This is a genomic window from Ensifer sp. CCNWLY38 (assembly GCF_037120565.1).
Lineage (GTDB): Bacteria > Pseudomonadota > Alphaproteobacteria > Rhizobiales > Rhizobiaceae > Ensifer > Ensifer adhaerens_H.
The window spans coordinates 71,842-97,767 of sequence record NZ_JBBBBO010000001.1 but is presented as its reverse complement, the minus strand read 5'-3'; the positions used below and the strand labels follow the sequence as shown (position 1 = coordinate 97,767).

27 protein-coding genes are annotated in these 25,926 nt (G+C 62.1%); 7 read left to right on the top strand and 20 right to left on the bottom strand.

Going from position 1 to position 25,926, the window contains the following annotated elements:
• Window positions 1-4 precede the first annotated feature (4 nt).
• From V7S54_RS00470 to V7S54_RS00440, 7 genes are all read right to left on the bottom strand, one after another.
• Window positions 5-508 carry a GNAT family N-acetyltransferase gene (locus V7S54_RS00470; RefSeq protein ID WP_057250477.1) on the bottom strand — a complete coding sequence of 168 codons (504 nt, stop codon included), beginning with the start codon at window positions 506-508 and terminating at the stop codon, window positions 5-7.
• Between the two features lie 214 nt (window positions 509-722).
• Entirely contained in the window at window positions 723-1,136 is a 414-nt protein-coding gene (locus V7S54_RS00465) for a MerR family transcriptional regulator (RefSeq protein WP_065372531.1), read from the bottom strand.
• 139 nt (window positions 1,137-1,275) lie between these two features.
• Window positions 1,276-2,157: an alpha/beta fold hydrolase gene (locus V7S54_RS00460; RefSeq protein WP_065372530.1), complete on the bottom strand. Its 882-nt coding sequence runs from the start codon at window positions 2,155-2,157 to the stop codon at window positions 1,276-1,278.
• A 229-nt stretch (window positions 2,158-2,386) separates the two neighbouring features.
• Window positions 2,387-2,854 (bottom strand): hypothetical protein, encoded by a 468-nt coding sequence (locus tag V7S54_RS00455; protein WP_065372529.1) that lies wholly within the window; start codon window positions 2,852-2,854, stop codon window positions 2,387-2,389.
• 105 nt (window positions 2,855-2,959) lie between these two features.
• Window positions 2,960-5,293: a glucose/quinate/shikimate family membrane-bound PQQ-dependent dehydrogenase gene (locus V7S54_RS00450; protein ID WP_419178145.1), complete on the bottom strand. Its 2,334-nt coding sequence runs from the start codon at window positions 5,291-5,293 to the stop codon at window positions 2,960-2,962.
• A gap of 517 nt (window positions 5,294-5,810) precedes the next feature.
• Complete coding sequence (locus tag V7S54_RS00445) at window positions 5,811-7,316, bottom strand: protein adenylyltransferase SelO (RefSeq protein ID WP_065372528.1); 1,506 nt, start codon at window positions 7,314-7,316, stop codon at window positions 5,811-5,813.
• Between the two features lie 255 nt (window positions 7,317-7,571).
• Window positions 7,572-8,528, bottom strand: coding sequence for a homocysteine S-methyltransferase family protein (locus V7S54_RS00440; protein WP_065372527.1), 957 nt, complete (start codon window positions 8,526-8,528; stop codon window positions 7,572-7,574).
• Between the two features lie 239 nt (window positions 8,529-8,767).
• On the opposite strand from V7S54_RS00440, the gene V7S54_RS00435 reads away from it, so the two are divergent.
• Window positions 8,768-9,385, top strand: a complete 618-nt coding sequence (locus tag V7S54_RS00435) for a TetR/AcrR family transcriptional regulator (protein ID WP_065372526.1) — start codon at window positions 8,768-8,770, stop codon at window positions 9,383-9,385.
• Here the strand turns inward: V7S54_RS00435 and V7S54_RS00430 are convergent.
• From V7S54_RS00430 to gstA, 5 genes are all read right to left on the bottom strand, one after another.
• Window positions 9,382-9,900, bottom strand: coding sequence for a DUF1697 domain-containing protein (locus tag V7S54_RS00430; protein WP_065372525.1), 519 nt, complete (start codon window positions 9,898-9,900; stop codon window positions 9,382-9,384). The two genes, V7S54_RS00435 and V7S54_RS00430, sit on opposite strands and share 4 nt — an antisense overlap.
• 125 nt (window positions 9,901-10,025) lie before the next feature.
• On the bottom strand, window positions 10,026-12,134 hold the full coding sequence (locus V7S54_RS00425; protein WP_065372524.1) for a S9 family peptidase: 2,109 nt from the start codon (window positions 12,132-12,134) through the stop codon (window positions 10,026-10,028).
• Window positions 12,135-12,283: 149 nt separating this feature from the next.
• Entirely contained in the window at window positions 12,284-12,496 is a 213-nt protein-coding gene (locus V7S54_RS00420; protein WP_065372523.1) for a tautomerase family protein, read from the bottom strand.
• A 10-nt stretch (window positions 12,497-12,506) separates the two neighbouring features.
• Entirely contained in the window at window positions 12,507-12,899 is a 393-nt protein-coding gene (locus tag V7S54_RS00415; protein ID WP_065372522.1) for a nuclear transport factor 2 family protein, read from the bottom strand.
• Window positions 12,896-13,510: a glutathione transferase GstA gene (gene gstA, locus V7S54_RS00410; protein WP_065372521.1), complete on the bottom strand. Its 615-nt coding sequence runs from the start codon at window positions 13,508-13,510 to the stop codon at window positions 12,896-12,898. The genes V7S54_RS00415 and gstA overlap by 4 nt, the downstream gene beginning before the upstream one ends.
• Before the next feature lie 135 nt (window positions 13,511-13,645).
• Between gstA and V7S54_RS00405 the strand changes: the two genes are divergently transcribed.
• A complete protein-coding gene (locus tag V7S54_RS00405; RefSeq protein ID WP_065372520.1) occupies window positions 13,646-14,050 on the top strand; it encodes a winged helix-turn-helix transcriptional regulator in 405 nt (134 codons plus the stop codon).
• Between the two features lie 25 nt (window positions 14,051-14,075).
• On the opposite strand, the gene V7S54_RS00400 is transcribed toward V7S54_RS00405, so the two are convergent.
• Complete coding sequence (locus V7S54_RS00400) at window positions 14,076-14,996, bottom strand: LysR substrate-binding domain-containing protein (protein ID WP_065372519.1); 921 nt, start codon at window positions 14,994-14,996, stop codon at window positions 14,076-14,078.
• Window positions 14,997-15,144: 148 nt separating this feature from the next.
• Between V7S54_RS00400 and V7S54_RS00395 the strand changes: the two genes are divergently transcribed.
• The gene (locus tag V7S54_RS00395; protein ID WP_065372518.1) at window positions 15,145-15,417 is read left to right on the top strand and encodes a DUF2798 domain-containing protein; all 273 of its coding nucleotides are present in this window, start codon (window positions 15,145-15,147) and stop codon (window positions 15,415-15,417) included.
• A 147-nt stretch (window positions 15,418-15,564) separates the two neighbouring features.
• Here the strand turns inward: V7S54_RS00395 and V7S54_RS00390 are convergent, their stop codons facing one another.
• Both V7S54_RS00390 and V7S54_RS00385 read right to left on the bottom strand, forming a co-directional pair.
• Window positions 15,565-17,661, bottom strand: a complete 2,097-nt coding sequence (locus V7S54_RS00390; protein WP_336407959.1) for a right-handed parallel beta-helix repeat-containing protein — start codon at window positions 17,659-17,661, stop codon at window positions 15,565-15,567.
• 286 nt (window positions 17,662-17,947) lie between these two features.
• The gene (locus tag V7S54_RS00385; protein ID WP_065372516.1) at window positions 17,948-18,787 is read right to left on the bottom strand and encodes an SDR family oxidoreductase; all 840 of its coding nucleotides are present in this window, start codon (window positions 18,785-18,787) and stop codon (window positions 17,948-17,950) included.
• Window positions 18,788-18,920: 133 nt separating this feature from the next.
• Between V7S54_RS00385 and V7S54_RS00380 the strand changes: the two genes are divergently transcribed.
• Window positions 18,921-19,277: a winged helix-turn-helix transcriptional regulator gene (locus tag V7S54_RS00380; RefSeq protein ID WP_065372515.1), complete on the top strand. Its 357-nt coding sequence runs from the start codon at window positions 18,921-18,923 to the stop codon at window positions 19,275-19,277.
• A 60-nt stretch (window positions 19,278-19,337) separates the two neighbouring features.
• On the opposite strand, the gene V7S54_RS00375 is transcribed toward V7S54_RS00380, so the two are convergent.
• Window positions 19,338-20,201 carry a VOC family protein gene (locus V7S54_RS00375; RefSeq protein ID WP_065372514.1) on the bottom strand — a complete coding sequence of 288 codons (864 nt, stop codon included), beginning with the start codon at window positions 20,199-20,201 and terminating at the stop codon, window positions 19,338-19,340.
• Between the two features lie 305 nt (window positions 20,202-20,506).
• On the opposite strand from V7S54_RS00375, the gene V7S54_RS00370 reads away from it, so the two are divergent.
• Entirely contained in the window at window positions 20,507-20,929 is a 423-nt protein-coding gene (locus V7S54_RS00370) for a universal stress protein (RefSeq protein WP_065372513.1), read from the top strand.
• Between the two features lie 62 nt (window positions 20,930-20,991).
• Window positions 20,992-21,336 carry a TraR/DksA family transcriptional regulator gene (locus tag V7S54_RS00365; RefSeq protein ID WP_057250441.1) on the top strand — a complete coding sequence of 115 codons (345 nt, stop codon included), beginning with the start codon at window positions 20,992-20,994 and terminating at the stop codon, window positions 21,334-21,336.
• 47 nt (window positions 21,337-21,383) lie between these two features.
• Here V7S54_RS00365 and V7S54_RS00360 read toward each other — a convergent pair whose 3' ends face one another.
• Window positions 21,384-21,839: a GNAT family N-acetyltransferase gene (locus V7S54_RS00360; protein ID WP_065372512.1), complete on the bottom strand. Its 456-nt coding sequence runs from the start codon at window positions 21,837-21,839 to the stop codon at window positions 21,384-21,386.
• A 238-nt stretch (window positions 21,840-22,077) separates the two neighbouring features.
• Between V7S54_RS00360 and trhA the strand changes: the two genes are divergently transcribed.
• On the top strand, window positions 22,078-22,734 hold the full coding sequence (gene trhA, locus V7S54_RS00355) for a PAQR family membrane homeostasis protein TrhA (protein WP_065372511.1): 657 nt from the start codon (window positions 22,078-22,080) through the stop codon (window positions 22,732-22,734).
• Window positions 22,735-22,741: 7 nt separating this feature from the next.
• On the opposite strand, the gene V7S54_RS00350 is transcribed toward trhA, so the two are convergent.
• From V7S54_RS00350 to V7S54_RS00340, 3 genes are all read right to left on the bottom strand, one after another.
• Window positions 22,742-23,266, bottom strand: coding sequence for a hypothetical protein (locus V7S54_RS00350; protein ID WP_065372510.1), 525 nt, complete (start codon window positions 23,264-23,266; stop codon window positions 22,742-22,744).
• Window positions 23,267-23,376: 110 nt separating this feature from the next.
• Window positions 23,377-23,784: a peptide-methionine (R)-S-oxide reductase MsrB gene (msrB, locus tag V7S54_RS00345; RefSeq protein WP_065372509.1), complete on the bottom strand. Its 408-nt coding sequence runs from the start codon at window positions 23,782-23,784 to the stop codon at window positions 23,377-23,379.
• Window positions 23,785-23,879: 95 nt separating this feature from the next.
• Window positions 23,880-25,472: an EAL domain-containing protein gene (locus V7S54_RS00340; protein ID WP_083203473.1), complete on the bottom strand. Its 1,593-nt coding sequence runs from the start codon at window positions 25,470-25,472 to the stop codon at window positions 23,880-23,882.
• Window positions 25,473-25,926: the final 454 nt, after the last annotated feature.

The window sequence follows — 25,926 nt, the reverse complement described above, 5'->3', positions numbered from 1 at the left end:
ATCCTCATCCAAGCTTTTGCATATAGCGCATGCCGGTCACCGGACGAGGCACGAAGCGTTCGGATTCGTAGAAATGATGCGCCTGGAAGTTGCCCGTGGCGGCGCTGACCGAAAGAAAGTCGCAGCCGGCCATCTTCGCCTGCTCGCGCGCCTTGGCAACGAGGTGGCGGCCGATGCCGGTGCCGCGGCTTTCAGGGCGAACGAAGAGGTGATGCAGTTCCATGCCGCGTGCGCCTTCGGCTGCCCGGTAGATCGGCACCAGGATCGCGTAACCGATCAGCCGGTTGCCGGCCTCGGCAACGAGTGCTGTGATCCAGGGCGTGCGGCCGAAGAGGTCGCGCTCGAGCTGTTCCGGCGTGATCGGCGCGGCATCGCCGTGGTGGGCGGCAAGCTCGGCGATCATCTCGCGCAGTTCCGGCAGGTCGCGCTGCTTGGCGCAGCGGATCGTGACCATCGGCGGTCGTGTCGATGGGACAGGATGAAGGGTAGGGATGGCGGTCTGTAGCATGTCTGGGCTCCTCGGGTTTTCTCGCCATCAGGAGCCGGAAAAACAAAAGCCGCCTGATGGCGGCCTTGTTGAATATGATCAGCAGGCCGCTCCTATCGGAAGAGCCAAAAATACACGCGGCAAATGGGTGCGTTCTTGATCATGGGCGCTAGATTGTTCGTTTTCGCGATTTTGTCAACGGGGATTTTTCGCGCGGTTGAACTAAGTTCGCAGCCTAGTGCTCGCTGTCGCACATGGAGTGGTCGGCCAGGGCCTGGATCACATAGCAGTCGCCCACCGTGTGATTGCCGTCGCAGGCGACGATGCGTTCAAGCTCCTGTTCCAGTTTCTTCAGTTGGGCGATTTTCTCGCGCACGGTCGCCAGGTGCTCGGTTGCAATACGGTCGGCCTCGCCGCACGGGCGTTCCGGGTGCTGGCTGAGGGCGAGCAAGTCGCGGATCGAATCGATCGACAGGCCGAGGTCGCGCGCATGTCGGATGAAGGCCAGCCGCTCGAGCTCGCTTTTCTCATAACGCCGCTGGTTGCCTTCGGACCGTTCGGGTGCCGCGATCAGCCCCATCTGCTCGTAATAGCGGATCGTTGGAATCTTGACGCCGGTGCGCCGTGAGAGATCGCCGATGGAATACATGTCCGCCTCAAAACCTATAGCTTCTGGAGTAATAGATAGTTGCACGCTGCCTTGTGTCAATGGCGAGGTGAGGGAAGGGCCCGGGTAGGCCCCTCCCGAAGGCGGAGACTATGGCGTCGGCAGCAATCCTGACCCCGACTCAGCCGCAGTTAGGTTCGCTGCCGAGGAACGAGAGCAGGACCTCGTCGAAGAGGTCGCTTTCCTCCAGTTGCGGTGTGTGCCCGCTCTTCTCGAAGGTTCGCACCGTCAGGTCCGCGAAGTCTCCCCGGTAGTCGTCCCAGGTGAAGGCCGGGGCGACGAGATAGTCCGATCGGCCAAGCGCAAGCAGCACAGGTGCCGTCAGCGCGTTCAATCCCTTGCGGATATCGATGTCGCGAAAGACCTCGCCCCAGAGGTGATCGAAGACCGCGTTGTTGACGGTGACATCTAGCCAGAGCGGCGCGGCGTCGAAGTCCGGCCGATGCCAGCTCTTTGCGCCAAGCCGGATCAGCAGCGATTTGAATCGCTCCTCCGGCCGCGCGGTGATGTCGGCGCCAAGCAAGGCCATTTCCCGTTCGAAGATCGCCTTGCGCTCGGGCGAGACGGTCTCCTCCCAGATCCGGTCTGCGAGCGCCATGTGGCGGGCCGAATGGCTCGGGCCGGTCCCGACCATAACCACGTGGCTGATGCGCTCCGGGTGCCGTTTGGCGTATTCGAGCGCCATGTAGCCGTGGCCGGAATGACCGAGGATGGCAAACCGCTCGAGACCGAGATGCGCGCGCAGCCGGTCGATGTCGTCGAGCATCGTCTCGAAGCCGATGTCGCCAGCGGTATATTCCGCCCATGCGGGAGCGAAGCCGCGATGGTCGATGAAGAACAGTCGCAGCTTTTCGCGAAGCGTCCTGGAGAAGGTGCGCGGGTAATAAATGGCACTGCCAACGACGAGCAGCGGCATGCCGCTGCCCTCGATCGCGTAGCCAAGGTCGAAGGGACCGGCGCGAAGGCTGCCGGTTTCGGAAACAAATCCGTCTTTGGTTGTCATGTAGATGATCCCAGCGATGGCCGGTGAACGGTCATGTCAATGTTAGGCGTTCATACGGCCGGAAAAAATGCCATGCCAAAAGCCGCCGAAGGGCGGCCCGGACTCGGTGAATCTTCTGGCGATGAACGTCGCTAACGGATCAGGCGCACGGATCTTAGTCCTCTCTTGAGGATGGCTGGATATCATCCGTTGCTGGAACGAGACAAGTCCGTCCGGACATGCCGGCTTTTTAGAGGGCGTCGCTGCCGCCGTTGGCGATGTCCGTGGCGGCGTCGTCACGTTGCTTTTCGACACCCATCGCACGTTCGATCGCCTGGCGGATTTCGTCCTCAACGCCCTTGCGCTGCTCGGAATCCATCGCCTTGAGGTCTTCCTCGCTGAGACCAAGCGATTCAAGGATCTGCGCGCGGATCTGTTCTGCCAGGCTCATCTTCGCCCGCTTCAGGAATTCGTCGCTGACCGAGTTGCCGGAGGGAGCCGCCCCTTCCTTGTCCGTGATCGAAGCCGTGCCGGTTTCGTCGCGGGTCGCGGTCGCCCACAAGGCGTTGGAGAGCGCGTTCGACGTCGACGGCGGCGCAATCGTCGGGGCCTGGCGCGGGCGTGCGTCGGTGCCGGTCTCTTCGATCGGCGAAACCGTACCCATCTGCTGGCGGCGTTGGGAGAAGTAGTAGTTCGAGATGCTGTTGTCGATCTTCATGGGAAACCCCCGGAATCTGTCGTCCGGGGGAAGCTGCTTTTGCGGGCTTGCGCGGAGCTTGCCGCTGCAACCTTCTAGCGAGAACTAGGGATGTCTCCTCGCGTTTCAGGGCAGGGTGTAGGCGATGATGTAGTCGCCGGGCCTCGTGCCGACCGAGCCGTGGCCCCCGGCGACGATCAGCACATATTGCTTGTCGCCGACCGCGTAGCTCATCGGTGTCGACTGGCCGCCGGCGGGCAGGCGTGCTTCCCAGAGCTGGCGGCCGGTCGTCAGGTCATAGGCGCGCAGATAGTCGTCGACCGCGGCGCCGAGGAAGGCGAGGCCGCCCTTGGTGATCATTGGTCCGCCGATGCCTGGCACACCTACCTTGAACGGCAACGGCAGCGGCGTCATGTCCTCGACGGTGCCATTCTTGTGCTTGTAGGCGATCTTGCCGGTTCGAAGATCCGCGCCGGCGACATAACCCCATGGCGGCGCCTGGCAGGGAATGCCGAGCGGCCCAAGGAAGGGGCCCATGAACACACCATACGGCGCGCCGTCGTTGCGGTTGAGGCCCTGTTCCGACCCCTTCTCGTCCTGTCCCTTTGGCGGAACCTGATCGCGAGGCACGAGACGCGAGGTGAAGGCGAGATAGGTCGGCATGCCGAACATCACCTGCCGTTCCGGATCGACGGCGACGGAGCCCCAATTGAAGGTGCCGAAGTTGCCGGGATAGACGAGCGTCCCTTCGATCGACGGCGGCGTGTAGCGCCCCTCGTATTTCAGCGACCGGAACTCGATGCGGCAGGCAAGCTGGTCGAAGAGCGTGACGCCCCACATGTCCTTCTCCTGCAGCGGCGCAGGCATGAAGGTGAGGCCGGAGACCGGCTGCGTCGGCGCGGTGAAATCCTCAGGGATCGCTCCGCCCGGCGCCTGAACCTCCTCAACCGGAATGATCGGCTCGCCGCTCCTGCGGTCGAGCACGTAGATATCGCCTTGCTTCGTCGGCCCGACCAGCGCCGGCACCACTGTGCCGTCTTCCTTGGTGATGTCGAGCAGGGCTGGCTGTGCCGGCACGTCCATGTCCCAGAGGTCGTGGTGCACGGTCTGCCGGACCCAGCGGACGGCGCCGGAGTTGATGTCGAGTGCAACGATCGAGGACGAGTATTTCTCGACGTGCTCGCTGCGGCCCATGCCGAGCTGGTCCGGCACCTGGTTGCCCATCGGGATGTAGACGAGGCCGAGGCCCTCGTCATAGCTGAACACCGACCAGCTGTTTGGCGAGTTGGTCGTATAGGTCTGGCCCTCGGGAAGAGGCGTCGTCACATCCGGATTGCCGCTGTCCCAGTTCCAGATCAGCGCGCCGGTGTTGATGTCGAAGGCGCGGATGACGCCCGATTGTTCCTGGGTCGAGTAGTTGTCGTTGACGGCGCCGCCGATAATGAGCTTGCCGCCAACGGCCACCGGCGGTGACGTCGAATAATAGTAGCCGGCCGGATTGTACTTCATGCCCGTTTCGAGATGCAGCACGCCGTTATCGGCAAAGCTGGTGCAGACGGAGCCGGTCGCGGCGTCGAGCGCGATCAGGCGCGCATCGGAGGTCGGCAGGTAGACCCGCTCGGCGCAGGGGCTGCCCGGCGCAGCACCCGGGTCGGCCCAATAGGTGACGCCGCGGCAGGTCTGATGCTGGCGGTCGGGGTTCATGCCCGAGTTGGAATCATACTTCCATTTTTCCTCACCGGTTGCGGCATCGAGCGCGATCGCCCAATTGTGCGGCGTGCAGGCATAGAGCGTGTCTTTGATCTTGAGCGGGGTGACCTGATAGGTCGTCTCCCCGACGTCGTCGGGCCGTTTGACGTCGCCTGTCTGGTACTGCCAGGCAACCCTCAGATTGCCGACATTGTCCGGCGTGATCTGATCGAGGGGCGAGTACCTTTGACCGAACGGCGTGCGCCCGTATTGGTGCCATTCGCCCGGAGGCACCGAGCCTCCCAGCGGCGGGTTGGCGGCAACGACATCGCTTGGCAGGTCGCCGCGGATATCGTGCGGATCCAGCATCAGGGCATAGCCCGCCACGCCGATCGAGATGAGTACGGCGATCGCCAGCGGCCAGGCGCTCACCGCATAGCGCTCGCCCGTAGGGCTCTGGAAGCCGAGCGGCTGACGGACGGCCGGCAGCAGCAGCCAGAGCCCCAGAAGCACGATGACGCCGCCGCGCGGGCCAAGCTGCCACCAGTCGAAGCCGACTTCCGAGATCGCCCAGCCGAGTGAGCCGACGATAATGAACGCATAGAGCCAGATCGCCGCCGATTTCCGCATGAACAGGAGCACGGCCGTCAGCAGGAAGCCGATACCGACGACGAGGTAGTAGGGGCTGCCGCCGAGTATCAGCAGCTTGGCCCCGCCGCCACCGAGCACGAGGCCGATGAGAGCGAAGACGATGGCCGTCAGGATGAGCATGATGGAAACTCCCGCATTGAAGAACGGTGCCGCGGCACGGTTTTTTCCATAACGCCGGTCCCCGTTCGGGGCCGCGTGAGACAGGTCGGTTTCGGAGTTGGCGGTCGCAAGCAACGTCGCGGCAGCCGGGTGTGGAATGGCGCGTTTGGCACCCTTACCGGTAGCACCTAACGCGCCGCACCTGCCTTTCAATAGCCACAATTCCGCAGCGCGGAAATTAGGGGTATGCGATGGGGTTGTGCTCAAGGCGCCGAGATAGCTGAAGGCAAGGCGGACATGCGCTTACAGCGCCGCGCGTCTTATCAGACGCGCAAAGGTCGCTGTAGCACTTTGAATTGCTGCATGTTTTCGTCCTTCAATCGGCCACGATTAAAGGAAACATGCAGTAGGCTCGACCCGCTGCCAGAGAAAGCGGCGCTGCCTTCGCAGCGCGCAAAAACAAGAGGATAGCGCGTTTCGGTGAATCAACACGGAGGCACTGTGCGGGATCGCTTCAGCGGCTTGCTTCAGGCGGCGGTCACGTGCCGCAGAAGGTTCGTTGCACTTCCTCCTCGGGCTTTGGCGGCTCCTGGTAGGCGGCAAATTGCGGTTGATCCTCGTAGGGCTTCGCGGTGACGTCGATCAGCGCTTCGAACAGCGAAAAGTCGGCGTCGTCGGTTGCCGCCGCGATCGCCTGTTCGATGCGGTGATTGCGGGGGATGTAGGCGGGGTTCACGGCCTTCATTCCAATTGAGCGCGCTTCGGGCGTCGCCGTTTCGCGGGAAAGCCGTTGGCGCCAGTCCTGAAGCCATGGCTGGATTGCCTCGGCCGAGGCAAAGGTCGCGCTGAACATCGCATCGCCTGCCGGATCGCGCGCACTGTCGCACAGCCGCCGGAAGGTGAGAGTGAAATCGGCCTCGCCCTTGTGCATGGCGGTCAGCAGTGATTGCACGAGATCGAGATCGCTCTCTTCGCTCGTGGCCAGTCCGATCTTGGCCCGCATGCCGTCCAGCCAATGGCGCTGGAAGATTGCGCCGTATTCGCCGAGCGCATCGTTGGCCAATTCGACCGCCTTGTCCGCATTATCGTCGAAGAGTGGCACCAGGGTCTCTGCGAGGCGGGCGAGGTTCCACTGGCCGATGCCGGGTTGGCTCGCATAGGCATAACGGCCGATCTGGTCGATCGAGGAGAACACCTTCTTGGGGTCGTAGGCGTCCATGAAGGCGCAGGGGCCGAAGTCGATCGTCTCGCCGGATATCGTCATGTTGTCGGTGTTCATTACGCCATGGATGAAACCGACATGCAGCCAGCGGGCGATCAGCTCCGCCTGGCGCGCGGTCACCGCCTTGAAGAAGGCGAGATACGGCCGGTCCTTGTCCTTGATGTCGGGATAGTGCCGGTCGATCGCGTAGTCGGCGAGGATTTTCACCGAAGCCATGTCGCCGCGCGCGGCGAAGAACTGGAAGGTGCCGACGCGCATGTGGCTGGCGGCAACGCGCGTAACGATGGCGCCGGGCAGGATCTGTTCACGATAGACCGGCTGGCCGGTGACGACTGCCGCCAGCGCCCGTGTCGTCGGGATACCCAGGGCAAACATCGCTTCGCTGACGATATACTCGCGCAGCACCGGCCCGAGCGCCGCGCGCCCGTCGCCGCGGCGTGAAAACGGCGTCTGGCCCGGTCCCTTTAACTGGATGTCGCGCCGCGTCCCGTTTCGATCGATCACTTCACCGAGCAGGATCGCCCGGCCGTCGCCAAGCTGTGGCACGAAGGTGCCGAACTGGTGGCCGGCATAGGCCATGGCGAGCGGTTCGGCGCCAACGGGCACACGGTTTCCGGAGAAGATCTGCGCGCCTTCGCGCTCGAGCGCGGCGACGTCGAGCCCGAGCTCTTCAGCCAAGGACTTGTTGAGCTTGATCAGCCAGGGTTCGGCAACAGGGGTCGGCTCGACGCGGGCGAAGAACTGCTGCGGCAGCCGCGCATAGCTGTTGTCGAAGACAAAGGCTTCAGCATTTCCGGTCGGTGAGGGGGGAGCGTAATTCATGATCAAGCGGTCAACGGCGTCTGCCGGGATAACCCGGGCCGTCCTTTCCGTCCAAGTCTACACGAGATCACGATGATTGTGGGTCGGCGCGACCAAAAATCATCGTGATCGATTCTTGGAAGTGAGCGGGATTCGGGCGGAAAGCCGCGCACGCTTTTCCTCGTCCCTAACACTATGGCTTTTGCGAGAGCCGCAAAAGCGCGGCGCCCTCCCGCGATCACTCGCGAGAGGGCCGGGAGGGCGAGGCCCCGTGCCTCAGGCGCTCAGCGCCGTCGGTGGAAGGCAGGCCTCGCAGATTGCCGCGATATGGCGATGATCGGTGCCGCAGCAGCCACCGAGGATGCGCAATCGTGGCAAATGCGCTGTCAGTGTTCTGTACCGCTGCCCGAGGTCGGCGGGATCGCCGGCATCGAGCGTTTCGCTATTGTCGAGTTCGGCATGGCTCATCATCGAGGCATTGGCCCGGATGCCGGCAATGCGTTGCGTCCAGGTGCCTTCGGCGTCGAGGATTGCTTCGAAGTGGCTCGGATGGGCGCAATTGATCATGTAGTAGTGCGGATAGCCGCCGGTCGCAGCGTCAACGGTCTCGATTGCGGCCTGAAGGCTGCGGCCGTCCGGTAGCCGGCCATCGGTCTCCACCGTGAAGGAGATGGCGCAGGGCATGCCGTGGCTCTGAGCCGCACGGGCAATGCCGGTCGCTTCGTCGATGCTGGTCAGCGTATAGGCGCTCACCATGTCCGCATCGCTGACGGCAAAGGCCGAGATTTGCGGCGAGTGATAGTCTTCGGCCTCGTCAGGGCTCATACGGCCCAGGCGGTAGCCGTCGCCACGCGGCCCGATCGCCCCGCTGAGCACGATCGGTGCCTGCGGGCGCTCGTATTCGGCGCGCAGTTCCGTAAGCATGTAGACGGCATTCTGGTTTGTGACGGCCAGGGCCTCGTCATTGTAGCCAAGTTTTACGCCCCAGTCCGAGCTTGCCCGCCATGTGGGCGTATCGAGCACGAAGCCGGTGCCATGTTGCTGAGCAATCGCGAGGTAGCGCGCGTAGTAGCTCAGCAACCGACGCCGCCCATCGGCGGTCGAAAGCAATACGAACGCTGCGAAGTGTGGAAGCGTGACGCCTTCTTGGAAAATCAGCGTCGTCTCCATGCCGCCGTCGCTCAGGAACAGCCCACCCTTCAAGAGTGGCAGGCTCCGTCGGTATTTGGCCATGTCGGTCTCCACCGGTTCAGTCTTGCTGATGGGGCTCGGGGACGCCTCCAATCCCGCAGAACCACGTAAATTACTGCCTTTTTATCGTCTTCTAAACTAGACGACTTAAGGTATACTATTGCTAATATATCCGCATATTGTAGCGAAATCAGTCACTTACTGCGTTGGTTCCGTCACGGCGTCGTCGGCTGGTGGCCCCTTCGTTGTCGGAAACCGCACCAATGGTAGGGCAGCGGCTAATGCGAAAGGGTGAGGAAACGCGAGCGAGAATCCTCGACACCGCGGAGGCGGCGGTGCTGGCGAAGGGTTTCGGCGCGACCTCGATCGACGAACTGATCGCCGAGATCGGCATTACCAAGAGCGGTTTTTTCTACCATTTCCGTGACAAGAACGAGCTCGCCCGGGCGCTGCTCGAACGCTACATCGAGAACGACGAGCGCATCTACGATGAGATCTTCGGTCGGGCCCATCAGTTGGCCGACGACCCGCTGCAGGCGTTCCTGCTCGGTTTGAAACTGCTGTCCGAAACTCTGTCCGACCTGCCGAACGGCCACCCCGGTTGTCTGGTTGCGGTGATGTGTACCCAGGAGCGCGCCTTCGACCGCGAGATCCAGGAAATCAACCGGCAGGCGGCGTTGGCGTGGCGCCGACGATTCGGCGCGATGTTCGAGGAGATCATGCGCGTCTATCGGCCGCGCGAACCGCTGGATGTCGATCAATTGGCCGACATGGTTTCGACCGTGCTCGAAGGCGGCATCATCCTGTCGAAAGCGCTGAAGCAGCCAGAAAGCCTGCCGCAGCAGTTGCTCGTACTCCGGTCCTTGGTCCGGCTGCTGTTCCAGCCGGCCGCCGCCTAACCTTCCATCTCAAGCGCCAAAGCGGCGAGCTTGCGCACCGTATTGAGGTTGCGCGCGGTGCCGGCCTTTGCCGCCGGCAGCTTGAGCTTCGAACGACCCGAGCCATTGGGGAAATGGATGTAGATCTCGCTCCCAGCCAACCGCACTTCCTCACCATCCGGGGCAACAAGCTTGTCGATTGCGTCCGCGGGTGCGGGCTCCGAGAGGAACACGATGTGCAGCAGGTTGGGTTTGGCGTCCGGGAACGGGGCGCGATCGGCGATCGCCTGCAATTGTGCGCCGGTCCGGATCGTCACGCCCGGCGCCTTCCCGAACTTTTCGAGAAGCGCGCCGTCCAGCATTTCTGCTGCCTTGGCTGCCGGCAGATCCGAGCGGAACAGGACGTTGCCGCTCTGGATGTAGGTCCTGACGTCGGCAAAGCCGAGCCCCTCGCAGATCGCCTTCAGGTCTGCCATCGCAAGCGAGGTCGTGCCGCCGACATTGACGGCACGGAGCAGGGCGACATGGACGGGCATGGCAGTGCCTCCTAGATCACGATGATTTTGGGTCGGATCTCGCCCAAATCATCGTGATCGGTTCTCATAAATTAGAGCGGGATGCGGGCGGAAAACCGCATACACTTTTCCTCATCCCGCTCCAGTTACATCCTGCCGGCGACCTTGATCGCGAAGGCATATTCGAAGGCGATCTCTTCGAGCCGCTGGAAGCGCCCGGACGCGCCGCCATGGCCGGCATCCATATTGGTCTTCATCAGGATCGGCTCGCTACCCGTCGTCTTCTCGCGCAACCGCGCAACCCATTTCGCCGGCTCCCAATAGGTGACGCGCGGATCGGTGAGGCCGCCGAGCGCGAGGATCGCCGGGTAGGACTTTGCGCCCACATTGTCGTAGGGCGAGTAGCCGGCAATGATGTCGTAGAATTCGCGGCTCTCGATCGGGTTGCCCCATTCCGGCCATTCCGGCGGGGTCAGCGGCAGCGTGTCGTCGAGCATGGTGTTGAGCACGTCGACGAACGGCACGGCGGCGATGATGCCGGTGAACTTCTCCGGAGCCATGTTGGCGATGGCGCCCATCAGCATGCCGCCGGCCGAGCCGCCCTCGGCGACGATCTTTGCGTAGGACGTGAACTTCTGTTGATTCAGATAGTCAGCGGCGGCGATGAAATCCTTGAAGGTGTTGGTCTTCTTGGCCATCTTGCCGTCTTCGTACCAGGCAAAGCCGCGATCCTTGCCGCCGCGAATGTGGGCAATGGCATAGACGAAGCCGCGATCGGCGAGCGACAGGCAATTGGTATTGAAACCGGCCGGAATGGTGATGCCATAGGCACCATAACCATAGAGCAGACAGGGGGCGGAACCGTCGAGCGGCGTGTCCTTGCGATAGAGCAGCGTCACCGGCACTTCGGTGCCGTCGAAGGACGGAGCGAAGACGCGTCGGGTGACATAGTCATCCGGGTTGTGGCCGGAAGGCACCTCCTGGGTCTTCAGCAGCGTGCGTTCACGCGTCGCCATGTCGTAGTCGAAGAGCTGCGATGGCGTCGTCATCGACGAATAGGAGAAGCGGATGACGTCGGTATCGTATTCGGCGGCACCCGAAAGGCCGAGCGAATAGGCCTCTTCGGCAAAGGCGATCGCATGTTCCTCGCCCGTCTTCCTGTCGCGGATGACGATTTCGGGCAGGCCTTCGCGCCGCTGCAGCCAGACGAGATGACGGGCATAGGCCATGTGGCTGAGGATCAGTGTGCCGGGCTTGTGCGGCACCACCTCGCGCCAGTTCTCCTTGCCCGGTGCATTGACCGGCGCTTCCAATATCTTGAAGTCCTTGGCGCCGTCGGCGTTGGTCAGGATGTAGAAGACGTCGCCGCCTTCGGTCATCGAATATTCGAGCCCGGTGACACGCTCGGCAACGAGCTTCGGCTCCGCAGTCAGATCCTTGGTCGAGAGCAACCGGTATTCGCTCGTCTCGTGATCGTGGATGTCGATATAGATGAAGTCGTCAAGCAGCGAGCCGCCGACCGACATGAAGAAACCCGGATCCTTTTCCTCATAGACCAGCCGGTCGTCCGCCGGGCTGGTTCCGAGCACGTGATGGAAGATCTTCGACGGGCGGTGGTTGTCGTCGAGTACGGTATAGAAGAAGCTCTTGCCGTCGGGCGCCCAGGCGCCGCCACCGCCGGTGTTCTCGATGATATCGGTCAGGTCCTCGCCGGTGGCGAGATCGCGAACCCTCAGGGTGAAATATTCCGAGCCCTTGTCGTCATAACCCCAGATGCCGAGGCTATGGTCGGTCGAGTGGTCGAGGCCCGCGAGGCGGAAATAGGCCTTGCCCTCGGCCTCCTTGTCGCCATCGAGCAGCAGTTGGCGGATTGTCTCATCCTTGTGGTCGCCGTCACGGGGAATGCGGAAGTAACGCGGCTGCTCGCCGCCAGTGACGTAGGCATGGCCATAGGCAAATGGGCCGTCCTTGACCGGTATCGAGCTGTCGTCTTCCTTGATCCGGCCGCGCATCTCGGCAAACAGCGCCTTCTGCAGCGCTTTCGTGTCGTCCATGGCCGCGTTCATATAGGTGTTTTCCGCTTCCAGGTGCTTGCGGATTTCCGGATCGAGGATCGAGGGATCGCGGAACATCGCTTGCCAATTGTCGGCGCGCAGCCAGGCATAGTCGTCGGTGCGGGTGATGCCGTGGCGCGTGTCGCTCACCGGCTTCTTTGCGGCGACGGGAGCTTGGGGGAGGTTGCTGAATACGGACAAGATGCGTCTCCGGGATCAATGCGGCGGGAGACAATGAGATAGAGAGCCCGGCGATAGCGATCAAGCGCAAAGGCTCCGGCGGCGGAGTATTCGCCGTTCCCTGGGAGTTGCCTTCCCCCCTTTGAGTTGGGAGGAAGGCCCGGCCATTCTTACGTTTTCGTCTTCGCCTGCCGCCGGTATTCCTCAACCGGCAGTCCGCCGACACCCCAGTCTTCAAGCGCCACCTCGTCGATGACGACGAAGGTGGTGGCGGGGTTCTTGTTGAGCACCGTTTGCAGCAGATCGGTCACGCCCTTGATCAGGGCGGCCTTCTGTTCGGCGGTCGCGCCCTCGCGGGTGATCTTGATGTTTACATAGGGCATTTGCCTCTCCTTATTTCGCGGGCTTGATGTCGTAGTGGAAGACCTTGGCGATGATCTGCCAGCGGCCGTCGACGAAGACAAGAGACAGAAGATCGGCGAAGGCCCTTTCGCCGATAGCGCATTGAACCTTCGCAAGTGCCGTCACCGGTCCCGCAAGTTCGATCGAAAGGATCCGGTCGGCGCGTTCCTCGCCACGGCTTTCGGGCGAGGGACGCTTGTCGACAACAGGGAAATACCTGTCCATGTCGAGTTCCAGCAGGGTGCCGTCCGTCGCCGTAGCGTAGAGCGCCTTCGGATGGAAGACCTGCTTGAGGATGCTGGTGTCGCTTCGGTAGAGCCCATCGAAGTAGCGTTGCAGCACCTCGACGATCGCGGCGAATTGCGGATTGTTCGGGGCGCTCATGCTGCGATCAGCCCTTCGGCTTGCATTGCCGCCTGCACAGACGGGCGCTGGCCGACCCGCTGCATATAGGCTGTCAGGTGGGGCCAAGGGCCAAGCGAAATACCCGTGACGCTGGTCCAATTGACGACGGTGAAGAGATAGGCGTCGGCCACGGAAAAAGCGTCTCCGAGCAGATGGGCGCGACCATCGGATAGCAGCGTCTCGACATTGCCGAGGCGTTTGCCGACCTGCGCTGCGGCGGCTTCCTTTGCGTCGGCGCTCGCCGTCTTGCTGAACAGTGGCGAGAACGCCTTGTGCAATTCGGAGGCGATGAAGTTCAGTTGCTCCTGCAGGCGGGTGCGCTCCAGCGTGCCGTTGGCGGGCGCCAGCCCGGCCTCAGGAAAACGGTCGGCAATATACTGCACGACGGCCGCGCCCTCGGTGACGACGTCGCCGGTTTCCAGCACCAGCGCCGGCACATAGCCTTTGGGATTGATCGCCTTGAAATCGGCACCACCTTCGGTGAGGTGTGTTGCGGTGTCGACCTTGACGATCTCAAAATCGACGCCGGCCTCGTGCAGGCTGATATGGGGCGAGAGCGAGCAGGCGCCGGGGGCATAAAAAAGCTTCATGGCTAAATTCCTTTTGCAATGGTGGTCTCTGCGAAGACGGGCGGAACCTAACCTCAGGCGATAACTTTTGTATATGAGATAACTTTATGTTACCGACGTTTCCGGTTTCCCCGCGGTAACTGGAGAATTTTGCCCATGAGCTTGAAAATTCGAAAGAATAGGGCTGCCGCCTTGCCGCCGACCTGCCCGGTCGGCGAGTGCATGGTCATGCTCGGCGGCGCCTGGGCGCCCAACATCATCTGGTATCTGAGCGGCGGTCCGCGTCGCTTCAGTGAGCTCAAGATTGATATTCCCGGGATATCGGCGAAGGTGCTGAGCACACGACTGAAGGAGATGGAGGAGAAAGGCGCGATCGAACGGCGGATCGTGCCAACGTCACCGCCTTCGGTCGAATACAGGCTCAGCGACCTCGGTGAGGAGTTCGTCCCGGCGATCCATGCGATCGTCGAAGTCGGCTATAAACTCAAGCTTCGCCGCGAGGCAAAGCTCGCCGAGGAAGCCGACTGGCAGAATGTCCCGCAGGCGGTGCCCGCCTTATAGCGTGGCTACCTGGCGATTGTGACGGCTACCACCGGCCCTTGAGCGACTGCGCCGCATGATCGATGAAGGCCCGAACCTTCGGTGTTTCCGCCTGACGGTCGGCAAAACAGGCGTAGAAGTCGAACGGCTCGTGGTCGGTGTTGGCAACGCCTTCGCGCGGTGCGCCGCCAAACAGCGGCACAAGCAAGCCGCGTGAAATCAAGTCAGTAGCGATAAAAGCTCCCAGGCGGGTGATCCCGGCACCGGCGATTGCCATTTCGGCGAGCGTGTCGATGTCGTTGCTGACGATCGTCGCCTTCAGTTCCGGCTCGAAGCGCAGGCCGTCGCGGGTGAACGCCCAGCGAAAGATGCGGCCGTGCCCGGCATAGCGGTAGACAAGGCAATCGTGATGGATGAGGTCTTCCGGCCGTTGCGGGCGGCCGCGCCGCTCCAGATAGGATGGCGCGGCGCAGATGATCATCGGCACGGAAGCAAGCTTGCGGGCGATCAAGCCCTGTTCCAGTTGCAGACCGAAGCGCACGCTGATGTCGATCCCTTCGCCGATATGGTCGATCTCCCGATCGGTAACGACGAGTTCGATCGAGACATCGGGAAATTTTGCAGCGAAGGACGGCACCAGGGGCGCCACGACATGGCGGCCGAAGGCGACCGATGAAGCGATCTTGAGCGGTCCGCGCGGTTCGGCGTTGAGTGCCGAGACCGCTGCGGCCGCAAGCTCCAGTTCATGAACGACACCGCGTACCCGCTCGTAATAGATCCTGCCGCTTTCGGTCAGCCCGAGCTGGCGGGTTGTTCGGCTGAGCAGCCGACTGCCAAGCGTACGTTCAAGCCGCGCAATGTTCTGGCTTGCCGATGCGGGGGTGATCCCCAGCTTTCGCGCGGCCGCGGCGATGCTGCCCTCTTCGACGCTTCTGACAAAACTCTCCACCCCGCGCAGCGTGTCCATAATCCTACCCATCGAATATTGGTTTCTATTCGATGGTTTTGCCTACTTCTGAAGGAGGCTGCAATGGCCTACATCGCCGCAGCGCGATCCGTATAGTTCGGTCCGAAGCGAGGGGATGGTCCCCTCGGTCATTTCAGGAGAGCTTCTGATGGAAGATACCCTATCGGCCCCGCGGATCGCGCGTCGCCGCAAGTTGCCGCCCCGAGCAGCGCCCATCGCCTTTGCCTTCTTCATGTCGGCGATCATGGCGTTTCTGATGTGCTGCGTCATCGTCGGCGCCAACACAGGCATCGATGCCGGTTATCCAACCCGCGTGCTCAGCTCCTACGGGCTCGCAATGCCCGTCGCCTTCATCTGCGTGCTTCTCGTGCGGCCGCTGGTTGCCAGACTCGTCGGCGCCGTCTGCCGCCTGCCTGTCTGACAAGGCACCGTCCCGGAAAACCGGGACGGGCGGTCCCCCGCATCGCCGGTGACCACGTGGTCACCTTCGAGTGCCGTCGATCGGAATAGGCCAACCCGAACGGACAAAGGAGAAGCCACGCCCAGCTGCCCGGGCGTGGATTGCGCGTTAGCGGCAACGGGCCGCGGCGTTGCCCTGGTCGAGCTTGGTGCCGTTGACGGTCAGCACCGAGCCTGGCGACTGGGTGATCGTTCCGGCCGACCAGCCGTTGTCGAGCAGGCAATCCTTCGGCGTGTTGGTGACGCTGACGTTGCCCGTGATGTCCTCGGTCGGACCGGAGAAGTAGAGGCCCGCCTTGCCGGCGTTGTCGACCGTCATGTTCTTCAGCACGATGTCGCGCACCGGTCCTCCCAGGAACTCGTATTCGTTGCCGTAGATGTAGGCGCCATAGGTGCCGGCATTGGTAACGGCGACGTCCTGAAGCGAGATGCCCGAGACCGGATTGAAGAAGATGCCGGCGTTGCGCGTGCCGTCGACCTTCAGGCCCTTTACGTTGACGTTGGTGGTCGTCGCATCGAGGTTCGGGCTGGAAACCAGCATCAGGCCGTTGATGCCGCCCATGAGCCGCATGTCGTTGATGGCGACATTCGAAGTGCCTTGGAGCACCACGAGGTCCATGTCGCGATCCTGCTTGGAATTGTCGACCGTTACGCGATCGAGTTTGACATCCTTGCCTGCGACGAGCAGCACGCCTTCGCGGCGGGAGTTGCTGATCGTCACGTTGTCGATCGTGACGCTTTCCGTGCCAGTGACCAGCTCATAGTCTGTCCGGCCGACCTTCCTGAATTCGCCGCCGGCAAAGACGCCGTAGGTCAACTTGTCGATCGAGCTGTCGCGTACTGTCACGTCGCGGCTGCCGACGGAGCTGACGGCGGCAAAGGGCGCCTTGTTCGGATTATAGATCGAGAATTCGCAGGTCGTGTTGTTTTCGCAGATGAAGAGATCGTGGATGCGGCTGTCCTGAACCAGTGCGCCATTGACCCGCGTAAAGCGAATGCCGTCGTGATTGGTGGCGGAAATATCGACGTTGTCGATCGTCACGTTCGCTGCATCGGTCGCCGAGATACCGGCGAGACCGCCGCGGACCGCAAGCGACGAGACCGTGCTGCCGCTTGCCATCGCGATGACGTCCTGGGCCGGATTGTAGCCGGTGATCGTCGTGGCCGCGCCGTCATTGACGAAGGTGGCCGTCGCGCCGCTTCGTGCTCCGCGCACGGCAAGCGCACCGCCGCCGCCGAGAAGTGTCTGGCCGTTCTGAAGGGCCAGCGTCCGGTCGAGGCCGAGGTCGCCGTCGGCAAGGATCAGTGCGTTCGTCCCCGCCGAACCGATCAGCGTATTGATGGCATCGGCATTGCCGGAGGCGGAAGACACGGTGACGACCCGGCCGGCGTTGCGGCCGCTGTCGGCGAGTTGGGCCGCTTCGATGTCGCCGGTGGCGCCTGCGTGGGTGTGGATCCTGGTCGACCTTTCGACACGTTGCGTCATCGGGTCGAAGGCGTTGCCGCTCGAACCGGTCGCTCCGAACGGAATGCGCAGCCGGGCCATGACGGCGCCCTTGAGCTTGTCCTCGTTGTCATAGGTGCCGGTGACGCCGAGCGAAACCGTCGAGCCTTCGGAGAGGCCGGGCAGGTCGGCAAAGGTCAGCTCCGCACGCAGCTTGGCGCCGAACATGTCGTCGAGGTTGCGTCCGCCATACCAGTAGCTGCCGCCAAAGACCTTGAGGTGCACCTTGGAGTCGTCCTCGAACACCTGCAGCCGGTCGCCGATTTCGGCATCGATGCCGCGCCGCGCCCGTTCCCTGCCTTCCTGGAAGACGAGCACGTGGTCGCGCACGTAGGCGGTGTTGAAAGCGTTTAGCGTCTTCGCGCCCGTCAGCGGCAGATAGAAGTTGCTGCGCATTTCAAGGTCGCCGCTCAACGCTTCGAGTCCGATGGACAGCTGGCTGAAGGAGTTGCCGTAGCTGCTCTTCAGATAGTCGTAATAGCCATAGGCGCCGATCACCCATTGATCATTGGCGAGGAAGCGATAGCCCGCACCGATCGAGCCCTGACGAACGGAGTCATTTTCAATCGCTCCGCGTGTATCGATGAAAATCGCATTGCCCGAATCGAGCACGAAGGGCAGGAAAAAGCCGCCACTGGCACCCGAACCACCACTGAAGAAGCCGCCTTCGATCTCCGCCTGGGGGCGGAAGTCAACGGCCATGGCAGGGCTTGAAAGGAGGGTGCTGCTTGCCAGGGCAGCCATAAAAATATTCTTATTTTTCATATCATTAACTCCGAATGTATGTGACCTTGGGCGAGGCCACTTGGACATGCGGTTAAGATATGTGAGTAAATTACTCAAGTTTATTGATTGACGAAGCAGCGGCTATCCAGCGACGTGTTGACGCAGGAGGTTCAAACAGGCTCATCCGCAACTCTAGGAATGTACGATTCGCGGTCGGCATGTCGCCCGCCAGTCGGCGGGCGGATCCGTTCAAAAGGGTAGTTTAGGCTTTGAGCGCAGCGATGTTGTCCTTGGCGTAGGTCTCCACGCTGCGCGGCTCATGGCCCGTCATCGTCTTCACGTCGCCGGTCGGTTTAGCGACCCAGCCCTCGCGCACCGGATAGAAGATGGAGGCAAGGAAGCGGGCATAGTCCGCCGGCACGCCGGCACCTGTCAGAATGCCAACGAAGGTATCGTCGTCGACCGGTGCATAGGCGATCGGTTTGCCGGTGACGCGCGACAGGATCGCGGCGGCTTCGTCGTAGCTCAGCGCTTCCGGGCCGGTGAGATTGTAGGCGCGACCGTTGAAGGCGTCGCTCGTGAGGGCGGCTGCCGCACATTCGGCGATGTCGCGCGTATCGATGAAGCTCGTCTTGCCCTCGGCTGCCGGCACGGCGATGGCGCCATGTCGGATGCCTTCGATCCAGTAGGTCTGGAAGTTGTCGGCGAACCAGTTGGGGCGAAGGATGACGAAGGGCGCGCCGGTCTTTTCGACAAGCAGTTCGAGCTGGCGGTAGGGGATCTTGTCATCCGCATCGACGCCGATGACGGTCATCAGCACGATCTTGATGCCGCGTGCGGCGGCAGCGGTGACGATCGGGCTGAGCAGGCCCACCGGGTCGAGGTAACCTCCCGGCGTCAGTACAAAGACGCGGTCGACGCCATTTAGCGCAGGCCCAAAGGTCGCGGCGTCCTGGTAGTCGAAGGCGACGGCTTCGGCGCCTTCGACCGGCGTCGCTTTGCGGGATGCTGCCTTGACCGTTTCCCCGGCTGCGATCAACGCGCGCACCACCTTGCTGCCGATCGTTCCATTTGCCCCGAGAACCAGAATCTTGCCTGCCATCGTCATGCTCCCTAGTATCTAAGTGAAACCATATTGCGGATGGATACTAGATATAAACCCAGAAAAATGCTGTAAAGGAGGCAGTTTTTGGTGACATGGTTTCCGGCCGGAAACCGCCGTGGGGGCGTGCCTGATGGAATACGACGTTTATATCCAGACTTGCCCGACCCGCTTGGTGCTGGACCGGCTTGCCGACAAATGGGCGGTCCTGGTGCTCGGCAAGCTTGACGAGCAGCCGGTGCGCTTCAATCAGCTGAAGCGCGAGATCGACGGCATTTCGCAGAAGGTGCTGTCGCAGGTTCTAAAGAAGCTGGAGCGCGACGGTCTCGTCAGCCGCAGCGTCTATGCCACCGTGCCAGTGACCGTTGAATATGCGATCACGCCGCTTGGCCGCACGCTGAGGTCGACCGTCGCCGCCCTGACGCGCTGGGCCGAAGACAACATCGAGGCGGTGCTGGAGGCGCAGCAAAAATACGACCGCAGCGCCTGAGGCGGCTGCGGCCGACGAGTTGCCGCAGACATCATTCGTCTGCGGTCCGGGAGAGAGCGGTCAGGCGACCAGCTTGAGGCCGATGCCCCAGGGGTCGATGAGGCTGTAGCCATCGCCGGCGCGGTTGACCGGAATTTCCAGCGCATCGAGCTTGGCAAGCGCCGCGGCGCGTTCGGCCGGGTCCTTGTACTGGATCGTATAGTCCGAAAGCCCGGTCATATGGCCTTCGCGCTTCGGCGCGCCACGCGAATTCCAGATGTTGGCGGCGACATGGTGGTGGTACTTGCCCGAGCCGAAGAAGCTCGCGCCCGGATAGCGTGCCATCAGCCCAAGTCCCAGCACGTCGCGGAAGAACGCGTCGGCTTCGGGGATGTTGGAGACCTGCAGATGGATATGGCCGATGGCGGTTCCATCAGCCATGCCGTCCCAATTGTCCTTGGGTGCTTCGTCATAGAGAGCCTGGAGATTGAGCGGCAGCGTGTCCATGCCGACGGTGCCGTCTGGGTTGAAGCTCCATTCGGAGCGCGGCCGGTCACGATAGACCTCGATACCGTTGCCTTCGGGGTCGGCGAGGTAGATCGCTTCGCTGACCAGATGGTCGGAAGCGCCCTGTAGCCTAATGTTGTTGTGGGCGGCGTGGGCCAGCCAACGGCCGAGTTCGTTGCGGTTCGGCACGAGAAAGGCGTTGTGGAAGAGACCCGGTGCATTGCGGGGTGCCCTGGCAGCGTTGCCTTCGGTTGTCAGGCTGAGGAGCGGGCGGCCGGCAACGCCGAGCGTTTCGCCGCTCTTGCTCGTTTCGATCGGCTTCAAGCCTATGATTTTCTGATACCAGGCCGAAACAACGGGCAGATCCTGGACGACCAGATGTGCGTGGTCGACATGCGCAGGCATGGCAAGGGCGTGTTCGGTCGGGGTATCCGTCATGTCTGCCTCCTTGGGCGTCGAAACCGTAGCGGCTCTGCCGGCCCAGTTTCGTTGAAACTGTTGTCCGGAATATGGGCCGGCTCGCCCGTTCACGGAAGCCCGTCAGTCGCTTGATGTTGTGTTCGATGAGCGTTGACAGTGGTTTCCGTCGCCCTACCTCCATTTGAGTAGGGTCACGCGAGCGCGGCGCTTTCGATTTGATTTCAATCAAAGCCGGGAAAGCGGTCGAGGCGCAATCTCCAGACGAGGGATTGGCCCGCCACATCTGGCGCGGCGATCCGTGAGGGCAACAGAAGGAGTACAGCATGTACAAGAAGATCATCGTCCCGATTGCCATGGATCAGCTCGAGCACGGCGAATCTGTGCTGGGCATCGCCGAGAAGCTGATCGACGAAGGGGGCGAGATTATCCTGCTCAACGTTGTCGAAGATCTGAATGCCTATGCGCAGGGCTACATGATCGTCGATTTCCCGTTGGAGATGGTCGAGGAATCCCGCAAGCAGGCAAAAAAGACGCTCGAGGACATGAAGACCAAGCACGGGATCAACGGCCGTGTTGAAATTCGCACCGGCGGCGCTGCCGGCACCATCAATGCCTTCGCGAGCGAAGAGAATGCCGATCTGGTGATCATCGCCTCCCACCGGCCGGGCCTGATCGATTACTTCATCGGATCGACCGCGAGCCGCGTGGTCAGCCATTGCGCCTGCGCCGTACTCGTCGACCGGTAACCCACCAACAATAAGAGCGGCTGCGGCGCGATCTTGCGCCGCCACCGCCGAGGAGTCTTCAGATGGACAAGTTTGCGCTTGACGATTTTCGCAGCCGCCTCACGCACCGCAAGGAGGAGCTGCAGGGGCGGCTGGTCAAGATCGAGCACGATCTCGATGAGCCCATGAACGCCGATGTGCCGGATCGCGTGACCGAGCGGGAAGGCGACGAGGTTCTGGAGGGCCTCGGTCTTGCCGGTCAGGAAGAGATCCGCGCGATCGACGCGGCACTCGACCGGATCGCTGCCGGCACCTTCGGCACCTGTGTCCGCTGCGGCCTGCCGATTTCGTCAGCGCGCCTGCAAGCCGTTCCCCATGCGCCGCTCTGTCAGGAATGTGCGGCGGAGGTTGCCCGCGGCGGAAGATGAACCATCGCGCGATCGCCGCCGTGCCCGCAGCGGCGATCTTCGGATCGTTATCTTAGCTCCAGCTTCAGTCTCGGCAGAAAGCGCCCCGGGACTACGGTCGATGCGATGACGCCATCATCGACCGCGCCCATGCGGCGATAGAAATCGGCAGCGCCCCGGTCGGCATCGATCGTCATCACCGTGGCGCCGCGGTTGAGCGCTGCTTCGACGCACCAGTCGAAAAGGCTGCGGCCAATGCCAGCGGCGCGCGCGTCCGGATCGATGAAGAGCTTGTCGAGTTCGGCGATCTGGCCATCGGAGCGAACCTGCGCCAGACCGAGGATCCTCTCGCCATCGACGGCGATCTGCAGGTCCGAATCCTTCCAGTCTTCGGCCGTCAGCGTCAGCGCCGGACGGCAGGCCTCCAGGAAGGCGGCGTCGTATCCCCATACCGCTTTCGATCGCAGGCAAAGGTCGCTGAGCGCGGCCGCCAGTTCCGGCTGAGGGGTGCGCAACATCAACATGGTTCTCCTCCCGATCGGCTTAATCATTTCAGCCCATGGGTCATCGATGCGCCTGCGAACAAGGACCCGCGCACTTCGCAGACATATCATGCGATTGTCGTAATGCGTTGCAAAAGTTGATGCTTTCGCCACGCCCCCATATCTTTTCGGCGGCCCGGGGCTGTGGCAGGATGGCGATGATGGCGCGACAGCTACGAGCGTGCCCGAGAAAAAGACAGAGACCCGGGAGAGGGATCGCGTGGAATTTGCTGGCGTCAAATGGAACTATGACCGCTCGGAATTGATTGCCGACGGCATCGTGCACGGCATCGGTCTTGCCGCCGCGCTCGTCGGTGTCACCGCACTGATCTTCTATGCGACGCTTTGGAGCACCAGCGGCCAGCTTGCCGCCGCCGCCGTCTACGGAGCAGGACTGCTTGCAACGCTGTCGATCTCGTTTCTCTACAATCTCTATCCGGTCTCGCGGACCAAATGGTTCCTGCGCCGCTTCGATCATTCCTCGATCTTCATCCTGATCGCCGCGACCTATACGCCGTTCCTGCAGCGCGGCTTGGACGACCCGTTCCTGTTCGTGATGCTGATCGGCATCTGGGCGATCGCGGCCCTTGGCGTTGCGATCAAGTGTCTTTTCCCCGGCCGGTTCGACCGGCTGGCGATCCTGCTCTATCTCGCCATGGGCTGGAGCGGTGTGCTCGCTGTCGGGCCGCTCTTGTCGGCACTGACGGCAACGACGCTGGTGCTGATCCTGATCGGCGGTATCATCTATTCCGCCGGCGTGATTTTCCATGTCTGGGAAAGGCTGCGCTTCCAGAACGCGATCTGGCACGGTTTCGTTGTCACCGGTGCGGCCGTTCATTATTCGGCCGTGCTGACCTGCTTCAGCGCCGCAGTCTGAGCGGCGGTCAGTTCGGCGCTTCGCCCGCAACCGCAGCGACAGGCGGGTGTTGACAGCCTTCCGATGGCCTGAGGGCCTCCGCCATCCGCGAGATCACGCCGTCGAAACTGGTGAGCCGGCTCTTGCGGTACTGCAGGCGGAAATAGGCGGCGCTGCCGTCGCAGAGCGCGATGGCACGGGTATAAAACACTTCTTCGCCACGGACGCCCGAAAAGCTTGCCCAGGCTGCCGTCACCCGTGCATAGGCGATCCGCCAGTCGCCCTCGCGCTCGACCCCGATGCGGTCGTTGACGTCGGTTTCGAAGTCGCCATCCAGCAATGTGCTGCCAAAGACCGAAAGGGTCGCGCCGTTGTCGTTGGCATGAAAGCTGGCGCCATCGCCATTGTCGCCCTGGCTCTGCAGTTCGAAGCCAGGGGGAATGTCGAGCACATAGCCGAAACGCGCATTGGCATAGGGTAGCCAGTCGTCGGCGGCCGAGGTTGCCACGGCAGACGAAAGCAGGAGCGTGAGTGCTGTCAGGATGCGTAGCATGCGGACCTCCTCTCGCTTGCTCGACCCAAAGTCTAGATAGCGCGGCTTCGGCGCGGGGCCTGTTCCTAATGGAACAGCAGGCCCCATGCCACTCCTTCCGCGCGTCAGTGTCAATCCTCGATAAACGTCATCGCATGGCCGTTGAGGCAATAGCGAAGCCCCGTCGGCGGCGGGCCGTCCGGGAACACGTGACCGAGATGGGCGTCACAGTCGGCACAGCGGATCTCGGTGCGCACCATGAAGTGCGAGCGGTCCTCGATCTCGTGGATCGCCTGGTCGTCGATCGCCGCGAAATAGCTCGGCCAGCCGCAGCCGGAATCGAACTTGGTATCCGAGCGGAAGAGGGCTCGGCCGCAACAGACGCATTCATAAGTGCCGGTCCGTTTGTTGTTGAGGAAAGGGCCGGTGAACGGACGCTCGGTACCCTGCTGTCGGGTGATGCGGTATTGCTCCGGCGAGAGCACGGCCCGCCATTCCGCATCGGTCTTCACCACCTTGGGCGTCTTAACGGTCGTCATGAAAGATCTCCTGTCGTTGCGGCGACTATATAGGAATGGTGCCGGAAGCGCGCAAATTCACGTCGCGGCCTAGCATTGCGGTCGACGGCGTGGCGTCAGGCGATCTCGCGGCGGATTACGGTCGGGCCGGTGCCCCGCCGGCGCTTGCTGTTGTTGTAGAAGGCGATGAACTCCGCTGCGGGCAACGCCTTGGAGAACAGCCAGCCCTGGCCGTACTGGACACCGCGTTCGATGAGATAGTCGGCCTGCTCCTGCCGCTCGACTCCCTCGGCGACGATGTAGAGATCGAGCGACTTGGCAATGTCGATGATATGCGGCGTGATCGAACTGGTGGCAGAGTCCGTTCCGATCGTGTCGATGAAGGATTTGTCGATCTTCAGTGCGTCGAGCGGAAGCTCCTGCAGGTATTGCAGGCTTGAGTAGCCGGTGCCGAAGTCGTCGATCGCCACCGAGTGGCCGCGCCGGCGGGCCTCCTCGATCGTTGCGCGGGCGGATTTCACGTCCATGAAGCCCCGTTCGGTCGCTTCCAGCCAGATCTGCTGGGTCAGTATGCCGGTGTTTTCCAGCACCGCCTGGATCACCGGCAGGATGCGCCCCGACTTGATGTCGTCGGCGGCAAGGTTGACGGCAATGTGCAGCGAGCGATCCGCAAGGAGGATCGTTTTCAACTCGGCTATCGTGGCATAGATGACCTGGTCGGTGATTTCTTCGATCAGGCCGTTCTCCTCCGCCAGCGGTATGAAGAGATCGGGGCGGACCATTTGCCCGTCTGGCCGCCGCCAGCGTACAAGCGCTTCGGCACCGACGCAGATGCCGGTCTTCAGTTCGATGAGCGGCTGATAGTGGACGATGAATTCGCGCCGCTGAACGGCGATGGAGAGCTCTCCGAGCGGCGAAAGACGGCGCCGCGACAGCCAGACGACGAGGCCGACCATAAGCGCTGCGACCAGGGCGCCGACCGGCAGAAGCAGCAGGCGCTCCCGGTCCATGTCCTTAAAAATGGCGATGTTGGGGGCGCTCGCGACGGCGATCCAGTTTGCTCCATGGGAGGTTGCGAACAGATCGTCGGCGTTGCTGCCGGTTTTGGGAAGTTCGGCGAGCCGGGCCGTAAGCGACGCGTCAGGATTGTTCAGAGTGCCGATCAGGACGCCGTTTTTCGTGGCGACTGCAAGCCGGGTGCCCGGCTCCGCAATCACGTCGACGAATCGAGCCGGGTTGGTCAGTACGGTGTAGGAACGATAGCGAAACGCCGTCATGGGGGCGCCGGTACTGATCGTCGGATACATCCGCGGGATGACTTCGACGCCGTTGCTCGCGAAGAAATCGGCGGGCGAAGAGCGGGTGAGACGGCGCGGCGGGTAGCCCCACGAGGTGCACCTCAGCAGCCCGTTTTCGAAATAGCCGATGTCTTCGATGGAGGTCGTGTTGACGACGAGGGAGCGCAACGCTGCGATATGCGTTGCCATACAGGGCGGCATGTCGAACCGGTCGGCGGCTTTCAGCGCCCGGGAGGCTTCCTCGAGCGCCGCATCGGCGCGCATGATGGCGTAGTCGGCAAGATGGGAAAGCCGTGTCTGCTCGCTGCGCACCGCGATCGACCAGGAAAGATAATAGGCCGCCAGCATCGGCAGGATCGCGCCGAGTGCAGCCAGGATACTGGCGATGACGACTATGCGAGATCGTTCCAAGCAGGCCTCGCCTGTGATCGTTGTGTTGTTCCGTTTCATGCTGCTTGCGCAGAAAGACGGTCGATGAGCCGGAGCCTTGCGGTTCACAGAGATAGTCGAAGGCAGACGTTGCGAGCAGTTGTTGGTTCCCGCCGGGTGGCGGATCCAGGCTTCGTATTATTTTGAATTGAAGCAGCCTTTACGTACAACTACCACGTCTTATTGTCCCGATTCCAGGACGTTCGATCCTGCTGCGACGACAACTGAATATTATGCTAACAGCATTTTAATTGTTGTCGGCCGTCGCCGCATGAAACGAACGAATCTGATAGTGCTTGGACTGCAGCGTCCGATCTCCGAAGCGACTTAACGGCAGATAACGTCGATTTTATCTGGATAAGGCTTGAGACGCCACAACCCTTCTTTTATGTCGGGTCTTCGATTGATTGTATCGTGAAAACATAAAGGAGCAGGC